The 10,253-nt window shown below is 40.0% G+C and carries 13 protein-coding genes and 1 tRNA gene; 8 read left to right on the top strand and 6 right to left on the bottom strand.

From position 1 onward, the window contains the following. Nucleotides 1-48: 48 nt before the first annotated feature. A tRNA-Trp gene (locus AOA56_RS11285) sits at nt 49-119 on the top strand. A 103-nt stretch (nt 120-222) separates the two neighbouring features. Here the strand turns inward: AOA56_RS11285 and AOA56_RS11280 are convergent. The 3 genes from AOA56_RS11280 to AOA56_RS11270 form a co-directional block, all read right to left on the bottom strand. Further along, nucleotides 223-1,425, bottom strand: a complete 1,203-nt coding sequence (locus AOA56_RS11280; RefSeq protein ID WP_242843456.1) for a tyrosine-type recombinase/integrase — start codon at nt 1,423-1,425, stop codon at nt 223-225. A 162-nt stretch (nt 1,426-1,587) separates the two neighbouring features. Further along, nucleotides 1,588-2,703 carry a replication initiation factor domain-containing protein gene (locus tag AOA56_RS11275; RefSeq protein ID WP_053769679.1) on the bottom strand — a complete coding sequence of 372 codons (1,116 nt, stop codon included), beginning with the start codon at nt 2,701-2,703 and terminating at the stop codon, nt 1,588-1,590. 97 nt (nt 2,704-2,800) lie between these two features. Next, a complete protein-coding gene (locus AOA56_RS11270; protein WP_053769678.1) occupies nt 2,801-3,130 on the bottom strand; it encodes a hypothetical protein in 330 nt (109 codons plus the stop codon). A gap of 247 nt (nt 3,131-3,377) precedes the next feature. On the opposite strand from AOA56_RS11270, the gene AOA56_RS11265 reads away from it, so the two are divergent. After that, on the top strand, nt 3,378-4,082 hold the full coding sequence (locus tag AOA56_RS11265) for a helix-turn-helix domain-containing protein (RefSeq protein ID WP_053769677.1): 705 nt from the start codon (nt 3,378-3,380) through the stop codon (nt 4,080-4,082). 89 nt (nt 4,083-4,171) lie between these two features. On the opposite strand, the gene AOA56_RS11260 is transcribed toward AOA56_RS11265, so the two are convergent. Together AOA56_RS11260 and AOA56_RS11255 are read right to left on the bottom strand one after the other, a co-directional pair. Further along, a complete protein-coding gene (locus AOA56_RS11260) occupies nt 4,172-4,519 on the bottom strand; it encodes a hypothetical protein (protein WP_053769676.1) in 348 nt (115 codons plus the stop codon). Nucleotides 4,520-4,557: 38 nt separating this feature from the next. After that, a complete protein-coding gene (locus AOA56_RS11255) occupies nt 4,558-4,845 on the bottom strand; it encodes a hypothetical protein (protein ID WP_053769675.1) in 288 nt (95 codons plus the stop codon). 145 nt (nt 4,846-4,990) lie between these two features. Between AOA56_RS11255 and AOA56_RS11250 the strand changes: the two genes are divergently transcribed. The 3 genes from AOA56_RS11250 (at nt 4,991) to AOA56_RS11240 (ending at nt 6,311) form a co-directional block, all read left to right on the top strand. Further along, entirely contained in the window at nt 4,991-5,230 is a 240-nt protein-coding gene (locus AOA56_RS11250; RefSeq protein WP_053769674.1) for a helix-turn-helix domain-containing protein, read from the top strand. 127 nt (nt 5,231-5,357) lie between these two features. After that, nucleotides 5,358-5,588 (top strand): helix-turn-helix domain-containing protein, encoded by a 231-nt coding sequence (locus AOA56_RS11245; RefSeq protein ID WP_053769673.1) that lies wholly within the window; start codon nt 5,358-5,360, stop codon nt 5,586-5,588. A gap of 69 nt (nt 5,589-5,657) precedes the next feature. Beyond that, a complete protein-coding gene (locus AOA56_RS11240) occupies nt 5,658-6,311 on the top strand; it encodes a hypothetical protein (RefSeq protein WP_053769672.1) in 654 nt (217 codons plus the stop codon). Nucleotides 6,312-7,202: 891 nt separating this feature from the next. Here the strand turns inward: AOA56_RS11240 and AOA56_RS11230 are convergent. Next, nucleotides 7,203-7,511 (bottom strand): rhodanese-like domain-containing protein, encoded by a 309-nt coding sequence (locus AOA56_RS11230; RefSeq protein WP_082349978.1) that lies wholly within the window; start codon nt 7,509-7,511, stop codon nt 7,203-7,205. Nucleotides 7,512-7,707: 196 nt separating this feature from the next. On the opposite strand from AOA56_RS11230, the gene AOA56_RS11225 reads away from it, so the two are divergent. The 3 genes from AOA56_RS11225 to moaA are packed head-to-tail and all read left to right on the top strand — an operon-like array spanning nt 7,708 to nt 10,253. Continuing rightward, nucleotides 7,708-8,784 (top strand): molybdopterin-binding protein, encoded by a 1,077-nt coding sequence (locus AOA56_RS11225; protein ID WP_053769670.1) that lies wholly within the window; start codon nt 7,708-7,710, stop codon nt 8,782-8,784. Between the two features lie 7 nt (nt 8,785-8,791). Next, entirely contained in the window at nt 8,792-9,295 is a 504-nt protein-coding gene (moaC, locus tag AOA56_RS11220) for a cyclic pyranopterin monophosphate synthase MoaC (protein ID WP_147323269.1), read from the top strand. Further along, nucleotides 9,276-10,253, top strand: a complete 978-nt coding sequence (gene moaA / locus AOA56_RS11215) for a GTP 3',8-cyclase MoaA (protein WP_024733416.1) — start codon at nt 9,276-9,278, stop codon at nt 10,251-10,253. Before moaC ends, moaA begins: the two co-directional genes overlap by 20 nt.

Raw genomic sequence — 10,253 nt, 5'->3', positions numbered from 1 at the left:
GATACATCTGAAAGGGTGTTTCTTTGCATCCTGAACAGAATTTAATATAGGGGATTGGTCAAATGGTATGACAGGAGTCTCCAAAACTCTTAGCGGGAGTTCGATTCTCTCATCCCCTGTTCGGTGAAGTGCCGTGAGCCTTGTAAATTCAAGGCTTGCAGCGTTTCTTATTTTATGGAAAATTCCAATGTAGTCAAGCATGTAGTCAACTAGGAATGATTCCTAAAATGAGATTGCATTTTCAATCTGTTTTTCCTTATTCTTTGAGGTTTTATTGCTGAAATAATATAGTTTTTTGGTTGTACTTATGTCGCTGTGTCCCATTTGTTCGGTAATGAATCCCTCATCAACATCACTGTCAATTAAAGTAGTCCCATATGTTTTCCGTATCTTGTGCATAGTGCGGTGAGGAATATTTAACTCCTTACATATGAGCGAAAGACGTTTATTAAAAGTATTTCCCCGAATACGTTTTCCACCATGTTCAAACAAATACTCGCCTGTTGGATTTAATGCTAAAATTTTATCCAAAGTTTCTTGTGCAGTAGTAGAAATAATTAAATCCCGGTTTCCGGCATCGGGTTTAGCATGTTCTTTGACGGTTACAATCCATTTGTTATTCTCATCACGGTATTTGTCCTCTGTACGCCTTATTTTGATAATACGTCTAAATAAGTCTTGTGGTTTTAGTGTGCTTAATTCTCCAACTCGTAAACCTGTCTGAAAAGTAAGCAGTATGCCGAGATTGTATATGTCCGGCTTGCTTTTTAAATAGTCAATTACAAGAGGAATTTCATTTTCCATAAAGACTTCTTTCTGCTTATCAATGATTCTCCGTTTAAAAAGATTGTTGGGTAGTTCCAAATCTCCAAAAAATTCTGTAATGCTGATAGAAGTATATTTCCGCTTTTTCGCATATTTGAAAATACCTCTTATCAATGTACGGAGTCCGGCGTATGCTTTTCGTGTGAGTGATAAATCACGAATCACAGATTTAATGAATATTTCCAAATCGTCTTCGGTGATATTTTTAAATTTCTTTTTAGAGATTGAATAAGTACCGCTTTTGAAAAATCTTTTATAATCATTTATATATCTGTCATAAGACGCTTTCTGTATCTCACAGAATTCAAGCTTTCGGTCAATCCATTCATAAAATACATTTTCAATATAGATTTCTTCCTGTAAAGCCTTATAGAATGATACGATTACTTCTTCTAATTCTTCACGGGTGTTTCTTCGTCTAAAAAGCCGATTACCGTCTGGACTGGGCAAATATGTAGAAAATATCTCCTTTCCCGATTTTTCAGTAGTTACTGTGATTGCATAGGGATGTTGTTCAAGTAGTTCCTTTCTTTCCATAGCTTCTATATCATTCAGCATGGTATCTAAAGAGATTATACCTGTTTGTACTGCATAGTTCAACAGGTCTGAACTATCGTAAATTGTCTTGTCTGACATAGATTATAGTAATATGATATGGGTTCTAAAATATCTAGTTTCTTAATTTTATCATCCACTTATCTAATATTCTTCTGCCCGATTTCATGCGTATTTTAATATATTTTCTAAATTATATGGGCTGTCTTATTCTGTCAGATACTTAGTGCACTCACTATCAAATAGTCTCCTTTCTTCTTTCCCCAATCGGAAAGATTTTTTATAATCATCATATATCCGTTGTTGCGTGGTGTTCATTCTTCCATTTTTCACAAGTAGACCGATATAGTCCTGCTTGTCTAATTTGCCTATCTCTGACATCAGTTTCAAGGAGGGGGAAACAGAGACAGTCAGCCAGTTCCATATTTTATCCAGCGTTTTCTTTTGTGGATTCATGGTCAGTCTGACTTTTCCCACATCTTTCATAAATTCTTCCCACGGTGGGTAGGTTGGATAAAGACGTTTTCTTGTAGTCTTACTATTTTCCGGCTTTTGCAGAAACCGGATTTTTTCATTCAGTACCGATAATGCAATTCTTGCCACGTCCCGGTCCTTTAACAGTTCCTGTACCACTCTGACCGCCTTTTCCTGTCGAAACCGCAGTTCATATCTGTTCCAGTCTGTATCCAGTTCCTTGCCAAACTTTTCAGACTGTTCATAGCCCTTTTCATAAAAGATAATTCTGAAATCACTGTTTTTACTTCCGATATATAGGCTCTTTCCTTTTGGCTTCACTTCATCTTCTGTAAGTTCATCGGAACTGTTCTCTGACATTTCACGCAACTGACTGGATATCAGTCCCTCGTTTTTCAGCCGGATAAGTTCGGGGATTTTGAGATACGTTTTCCTATCGTCGATTGCTAAATCTATCCGTGGAAAATTTACGTTATATGTGCATACCCGTTCTAAAAAATCAAACCATGTCTCTTGATTCATGGCAAGGAAGTTCTCATAGTTTCTGCACCCCGAACCACTCATTAAAATCTGAAATCCCTCATATTGTGCATTTCCTGTAGGTTTTAGGATTCTAATATTGTCAAATCCGGCTATCAGTTCATGTCCGGCTATCCCTTTCCCACTACAATGTAGTTCCATTAGGTTTAATGGAATCCGCAGAATATCTTCTATGATAGTAAATGCGTCTACTTCTTTAACGGTTATCTGACACCAGTCAATCAATGCTGTTAATTCTTCGTTCTGACGAGTTACCCTCCTGTTAGTATAGGAGGGTTCTGAAAAAAATCTTTCATCCTTTTCTACCAAATAGTCAATCCTCCTTTTTTGGCGTGGCTTTGCCACGCCCTGTCCTCAACCTGTCCACTGAGGGGCGGAGCAGAACAAGGACAGGGTAATGTAAAGCCTATACATTCTTGCCGGAAACTGCCCGGATTCCCTTACAGGTAAATCTCTCAACTAATGTAGCGTAATTCCCTCTCTGCACATACGGAGCATATACAGGTTCTTCCAATTCCACTACAGAATAAGGTTCAATCTTTGGAAGTTCTGTTGTTTCCAGACGGATGTCAATACTGTTTCCGAGTTTCATGCTTCCGAGGTGAAGTTTTAATGCTTCCACTTCCTCTGTTTTCTTTCGGGTTTCCTTATCATAGCGATAGCAGAAATCCGCACCCATAAACCTAAGTTCCCCAAATACCTCTTTTACCTGTTCTTTTGTTAAATGAATTACCATATACCATTCCTTTCTCCCTAGTTGGTAGGGCTGTCAAATTTGTGTTTTCTTAATTTAAGATACTTTAAAATTAGGCGCGCCGTTTGTTTAGTTATTACTAAACTAATTGTATCATAACATCGTCGTGGTGAAATTGCAAGCAAAAGTTTAGAAATATATAAACCTTCTCTTTTAATTTTTTAAAGTGTGTGCTATAGTAAGGGAAAGATAACTGATAAACCTTTGAAAGAAAGTTGAGGATAGTAATATGGAAACAATCTCTGAACGGATTAAATTTGCTATGAATATAAAGGATATGAAACAAGCTGAATTAGTACAAAAGACTGGAATAACCAAAGGTGCTTTCAGTTCTTACTTATCCGGGCGCTATTACCCGAAGAAGGATAAACTTGAACTGATTGCGGACGCTCTCGGTGTAGACATTGAATGGCTGGCAGGAAAAAATGTACCTATGCAGAAAGCAACTTGTATGCCAAATAATGAATTAGAATCTGAACCATTGCCGGAATATGTTTTCTATAAGAATGCAGATACAGAATATCTGCTTGATGGGATTGATGATGTATATATGGGACTGATGAATGAGTCTACCGCACTTGTACCAAGATTTTATGTGCTTGTGAATACCAGTTTGAATGAAATGCACATTCTTCCGCTATTTTTGAGGAAAGACTCACACAGATTTTACGAGTGTCCTGCTGAACTGTTTGACTCTCAGCTTCACAGCATTTTTACAAAAGATTTTGACAGTATTAAAATGGTGCTTTCCACTTCAATGATTTATTATTATGGGATAGATACAGAAATTTATGCCCCCACAGTAGAGGTGCTTTCCTATTCACAAAATAAAGGGCACTATGAGCCGACAGAAGACTATCCGGCAGTTCCGGTAGAAGAGTTTCTCAGAGAAGTTCAAAAAGAAGCACTGTATCTAAAAGAGAAAAACCAGTAATAGACAAGAGGACTTGCAAGGTTGTGACCTTTCAAGTCCTCTGCTGTATCATGGTTATATTGACACCGTCCGTTCCGTAAAGGACTGCCCTACGGCGTCTCGGCTTCGCCTTGTTCCTTTACCTCACTAGAAAACAGATTTAACAATTCCTTTGTTCCTGTATTTTTAATTATATCCAACATTAACAGAATCCCTGTCTGTATACCAATTTCCATATATACGCTGGCAGTTTCCTCAGTCATTTCATTTGCTAAGTCTAATAATTCTGGCGTAGGATTGTCATCAAAATTAAAAACGGCTTTTTTATATTTTTCATACACATCGTCTAATCGTGTCTCATAATCTCTTGTATCTTTATTTGGGGCAAGACCGTACAATATATAATCTGCTAATCCTCTTATTGATGCCTTTTCAAATATTGGTTTCGTATAATCCACCTGTTTTCTCCTTTTTCTTTTAGATATTCCAACTGGTTCTATTCCCGTGTCAAATTAAATGTCTTCAAAATAGTGTAGCCATCTAATATTCCTGCCATATATGCGTTTATATGGTAATCATATTCCAGTTCGTCTTTTCTTGCAATTAAGGTGTCTACAATATGTCTTTGTTCTTCTGTCAACTCTAATTCGTCAACTGCTTTTAATGCCTGTATTTCTTCTTTTGATTTTTTTTGAAATTCTAAATCATTTTCCAATAGTTTGGATAGTGTCTCGTTTTTTAAACTATCCGCAGCAAGTTTTAATAATTCTTTTAATTCACTCATATGTACATCTCCTTTAAGAACTTTTGTTTGCGTAACTAATCTAACAAGACATGTTAGAACTTCTTTTTCTATTCTAACATCTATAAACTAAATTACAAGGATTATTGTTCATGTTTTTATTACATGTTTCGACAAGGAGAAGATTATGACTGACGCTGAATATGGAATTATCAAAATTAAGTTGGAACAGCTTTTAAAAGCTAAAGGTCTTAGTCGTAATAAGTTATCTCATAAGGCTGAAATGCAGAGAAGTCAAATTAATGCCTATTGCAACAACACAATTACTAGATTGGATATTGCTGTACTTGCCCGGTTATGTACTGCATTAGATTGTCGAATTGAAGATTTAATTGAATTTGTTCCTTATGACAGTTTATTAAAATGAATATATGTTCGTGTAATTAGTTGCAATAGAGATGTAAGAACTTATATTCCTACCCTGATATGTCTAAACTGTATACATAGAATACGGAAACAATAGAACACTATATTGATTGTAGGGGTGAGTAATTTTGATAGATTCCGATTATGGTATTATTAAAATAAAGTTAGACGAACTTTTAGAGACGAGTGGACTTAGCAAAAATAAGCTGGCACATAAGGCAGAAATGCAAAGAAGCCAACTAAACGCTTATTGCAATAATACAATTACAAGATTAGACATTGCTGTTCTTGCCCGGTTGTGCACTGTTTTAGAATGTCGTATAGAGGATTTACTTGAATTTGTTCCGGCAGAAAAATAATTTGTTAAGTATATCTTTCGTTTTTAGAGAATGATACCATAAACTAATTTTATAAAATAAGGTGATGTTTTGATAAGTATTTTTAGAAAAGAAAATGTATTTACGTGTTTAACTTTTGGAGCCATATTTGTTTTTGCAGTTATTCAAACAATGGCACCTTCTAATGATTTAGTTTTAATAGCATGGATATTATCAATTTTTATTTTTTTAATTTCTCTTTTAAAATTAGTAATTAGTATTTTTGAGGATATTATAGTTAAACAGACAGAGCTACTTAGAAAGGAAGAAAATGATGGTCTTTTTAACTATGAATATGGTACCCTTTCAAGCGAACAAATGTGGGAGATAAGAAATAGCAAGAAGTGTGTGCCGAAAGACATATTATCCGAAATACAAAAAAAAGAAAATGCAGAAAACATTCTAACAAAGGTCCAAAACTACAAGACATGTTTTGATATGAGAAAGACTTTTAGATGTGTAAGGCGTGCTTTACTTTGGATGTACTACATTATCTTTATGTTGATATTAGTTATTCTATTACTGAGGACAGAAATATCAAATGTAATAAATGTTGATAGTATTAAATTATTGGGTACAAATATATTAACAATGTGGTCACTTGTTATTATTTTAGTAGAAATTATGATGAAAGATATAATTGAACAAATTATAATTAACTTTCTCACAAAAAAATATGAAATAGATTTTTGGGAATATTGGTAAATACATAAGGATGTATAAATTGGTTTTATGATACCATGCCGAATGAATCTCCTTTCTGTTTATGTAGTCAATATGTAGTCAGATGTAGTCAAACGGAGATTGAAAGAATGCTGTATTTACGGGGAGTGAGAGAGTTTCCACTAGGGTTCGATTCTCTCATCCCCTGCTCCAAGAAGTACCGGAAGCCTTGATTTTTCAGGGGTTCCGGCACTTTTCATTTGTGGGATTGTTTCCATATCAGCAATGAGACACATGGTACTTACATAAAGGCTTTTGAAACAGAATCGCTGTACCGAAACATAAGATTCAATCATAGACAAGAGGACTTGCAAGGTTTCTGACCTTTCAAGTCCTCTGCTGTATCAAGCCGCTATTGTCTGTGTCCGTTCGGTTAAGCACTGCCTTACGGCGTGTCGGCTCCGGTTTCATATTTCATTAAACTGTCATTTATTTAAAAAATTCCTCGATTATACTTTATAAGTCCATAAACAATACAGATCATTCCTATGATTATACCTATTACCGTTATCCACCACAGAATTTCCAAATCAAAAAACATTTGTAATATGGATGTAAATACAATGCTTCCACCAATGACCGTTGCCCCTATACCCATGACTTTTGCAAATTTAGGAGCATTTTCACCCGTTATTCTGGAACGATTATACCAATGTATATAGGCTATATTTCCTCTAAAAGTGATTACACCTATTATCATCAGCCAAATGCCCAAAATACAAGGAATTATATAATCTATAAGTATTCCCTCCTTTAATCCCCTGGGTTTTTCAGTTCTTGAGCAATATTGTACCGCTCCGTTACAATATTGTCATTTCGCTTTAATCTTTATTTTAAACATTTCTGGATTGTCTTTAACATGAATGGAGCGTTTTATTCTACCTCATATTTCCAGTCCAGGATGCCTCCGAAATCCTTGATATTTTGATACCCCAGGATGTCCAGCTTTTTGGAGGCAATTTTGCTTCTCTGGCCGGATCGGCAGTACACCAAAAGTTCCTGATTTTTGTCGGGAAGCTCTGGAATATCCCGGTTGGTAATAGAAGGATTTGGAATGTTGATGGCGTGTGGAATGTGCCCTTCGGCGAATTCCTCCGGATTGCGTACATCTACGATCAGTATATCGTCTCTTGTATCCATCAGATACTTTGCCTCTTCCTGTGTGATTTTTGTATATGCCATAATCAAAAACCTGCCTTTCTGTATTGAGATTCATTACAGTATCAGTATACCATGAACGGGGAGATCATAAAACAGCAAAAGGGGGATTTTCTTTACACAAAAGAGTTCTTCTGGTATACTTGTACCAGGCGTTATGTTTTTGAAAATAGTACGGTTTGGTAAAATAGTACGAATTCAGAGAGGATAGGGAGAGAACATGAAAGTAATCAGTACAAAAGATGCCGTTGGATGTATCTTGTGCCATGATATTACACAGATTATCAAAGGCCAGACAAAGGGCCCGGTATTTCGGAAAGGTCACATCGTGACAGAGGAGGATATTCCGGTGCTGCTCCGTGTGGGGAAAGAGAATCTTTACGTCTGGGAGCCGAAGGAAGGGATGCTCCACGAGGATGAGGGTGCTGAGATTCTTCGGCAGTTCTGCCAGGGAGGAAGCCGAAAAGAGGCGGCATTTGAAGGCGAGAAGAAGTGTTTTCGTTATATGAGCGCATCCCGGGCAAGCGAGGGAAAGATTGAGCTGACTGCAGAGATGGACGGCCTCTTTAAAGTGGACAAAAAGGCTCTTTACGAGGTCAATTCCCAGGGAGAGATGATGATCGCTACCCGCCACGGCAATACGGAAGTGCGAAAAGGAGACAAGCTTGCGGGGATGCGTGTGATCCCGCTTGTTATTTCCAGGGAAAAGATGGATAAGGCGGGGGATGCTATCCGGCAGGAAAATGGGGGAAAGCCGATCCTGTCTTTGCTTCCTTTTGTCCCGAAGAGGGTTGCCGTTATCACGACGGGAAGCGAAGTCTATAAAGGCAGGATTAAAGATACCTTTACTCCGGTGCTTGAGGAGAAGCTTGGCCACTATCCGGTCACAATTATTTCCCGTACAGTGTGTGATGACGATCCGCAGATGGTGACAGACGCCATTCGAGGCGCCCTTGAGATGGGAGCTGACCTGGTACTTTGTACTGGGGGGATGAGCGTGGATCCGGATGACCGCACACCGCTTGCGATCAGGAATTCCGGGGCAAAGATCGTGATCTATGGAGCGCCGGTTCTGCCGGGAGCGATGTTTCTTCTTTCCTATATGGAGGGAGGACAGGCAGTCATGGGGCTTCCGGGCTGCGTGATGTACGCAGAACGGACGATTTTTGATCTGGTACTGCCAAGAGTGCTGGCAGACGATCCGGTGACGAAAGAAGAGATTGCCACACTGGGAGAGGGTGGACTGTGTCTGAATTGTCCGGTCTGCACTTATCCGAACTGCGGATTTGGAAAATAGGAGAGAAATGATGGAATTTACACATTTTGACGGAAAAGGGAATGCGGTAATGGTGGACGTCGGGGATAAAGCCATTACAAGCAGGGAGGCGACGGCTCAGGGGGAGATCGGGGTCTCGCCGGAATGTTATGAAAAGATTCAGGAGGGCAGTATGAAGAAGGGCGATGTTCTTTCGGTTGCCCGGATTGCGGGAATCATGGGCGCCAAAAAGACGGGTGAACTGATCCCACTCTGTCATGTATTATGCCTTACGAAGGTGGCCGTAGAGTTTGAGATGGTTGGAAAGCGGGCGGACCGGAATCCGAAGAAGCGGTATATCCGGGCAGTCTGTACTGTCCGGTGCGAGGGAAAGACCGGAGTAGAGATGGAAGCATTGACCGGGGTGAACACCGCTCTCCTTACGATCTATGATATGTGTAAGGCGGTGGATAAAAGTATGGAGATGACGGACGTCTTTCTATGCAGGAAAAAAGGTGGTGCATCAGGCGACTATGAGCGGGCGGACGATTGATTATCTGAGGATTTCTCTGACAGACCGCTGCAATCTGAGATGCCGTTACTGCATGCCGTGTGCGGTGCCGTCCGTTCCCATGGATGAGGTTTTGGCGTATGAGGAGATCTGCGAGATCACGAGGGCAGCGGCACTGGAGGGGATTCACCATGTGAGGGTAACAGGAGGAGAACCGCTCGTCCGGAAAGGATGCCCGGATTGCGTGCGGATGCTAAAGGAGATCCCGGGGATTGAGACGGTGATGCTGACGACAAACGGAGTGCTCTTAAAGGAGGCTCTGCCTGAACTTCTTTTGGCCGGGATCGACGGGATCAATATCAGCCTGGACACGCTGAAGCGGGAGAAATACCGGGAAATTACCGGGTACGATGGACTGCCGCATGTATTAGAAGCTATCGAGGCCTGTGTGAAGGCCGGTATCCGGACGAAAATTAATGTGGTGGCGGCAAGGGAGATCAACGAAACGGAGATTGTGAATCTGGCCGAATTGTCAAAGCAGTATCCCGTGGATGTCCGGTTCATCGAGATGATGCCGATTGGCTACGGGAAATGTTTTCATGGGCTTGACAACCGGGAAGTTCTAAGTCAGTTAAAAGAGCGGTATCCGGGTCTTACGGAGGCGAAGACCGTGCCGGGAGCAGGATATGGTCCCGCGGTGTATGTGCAGATCCCGGGATTTCTAGGGCGGACCGGGCTTATTTCCCCGATCCACGGGAAGTTCTGCAAAGATTGCAACCGTCTGCGGCTGACAAGTGTCGGGAGACTGAAATACTGTCTTTGCTATGAGGATTCAGAAGATCTGCGGGCACTTGTAAGAAGCCCGGAAGAGGTGGAGAAGCGGCAGGAGAAGATACGGAAGGTGTTCCGGGAGGCGACAGAGCGTAAACCAGGGGAGCACCGGTTTGAAGAGATGGAACAGATCAGCGAGAAGAAAAAGATGCATGAGATCGGGGGATAA

The organism is Sellimonas intestinalis, from assembly GCF_001280875.1.
Classification (GTDB): Bacteria; Bacillota; Clostridia; order Lachnospirales; family Lachnospiraceae; genus Sellimonas; species Sellimonas intestinalis.
This window is presented reverse-complemented; position numbering and strand designations above follow the sequence as displayed.

What these genes read in the sequence shown, in the direction of transcription:
- AOA56_RS11270 (WP_053769678.1), bottom strand. Translation starts at nt 3,130, where the DNA reads ATGGTAATTCATTTAACAAAAGAACAGGTAAAAGAGGTATTTGGGGAA.
- moaC (WP_147323269.1), top strand. Translation starts at nt 8,792, where the DNA reads ATGATGGAATTTACACATTTTGACGGAAAAGGGAATGCGGTAATGGTG.
- AOA56_RS11255 (WP_053769675.1), bottom strand. Translation starts at nt 4,845, where the DNA reads ATGAGTGAATTAAAAGAATTATTAAAACTTGCTGCGGATAGTTTAAAA.
- AOA56_RS11225 (WP_053769670.1), top strand. Translation starts at nt 7,708, where the DNA reads ATGAAAGTAATCAGTACAAAAGATGCCGTTGGATGTATCTTGTGCCAT.
- moaA (WP_024733416.1), top strand. Translation starts at nt 9,276, where the DNA reads ATGAGCGGGCGGACGATTGATTATCTGAGGATTTCTCTGACAGACCGC.
- AOA56_RS11230 (WP_082349978.1), bottom strand. Translation starts at nt 7,511, where the DNA reads ATGGCATATACAAAAATCACACAGGAAGAGGCAAAGTATCTGATGGAT.
- AOA56_RS11250 (WP_053769674.1), top strand. Translation starts at nt 4,991, where the DNA reads ATGACTGACGCTGAATATGGAATTATCAAAATTAAGTTGGAACAGCTT.
- AOA56_RS11265 (WP_053769677.1), top strand. Translation starts at nt 3,378, where the DNA reads ATGGAAACAATCTCTGAACGGATTAAATTTGCTATGAATATAAAGGAT.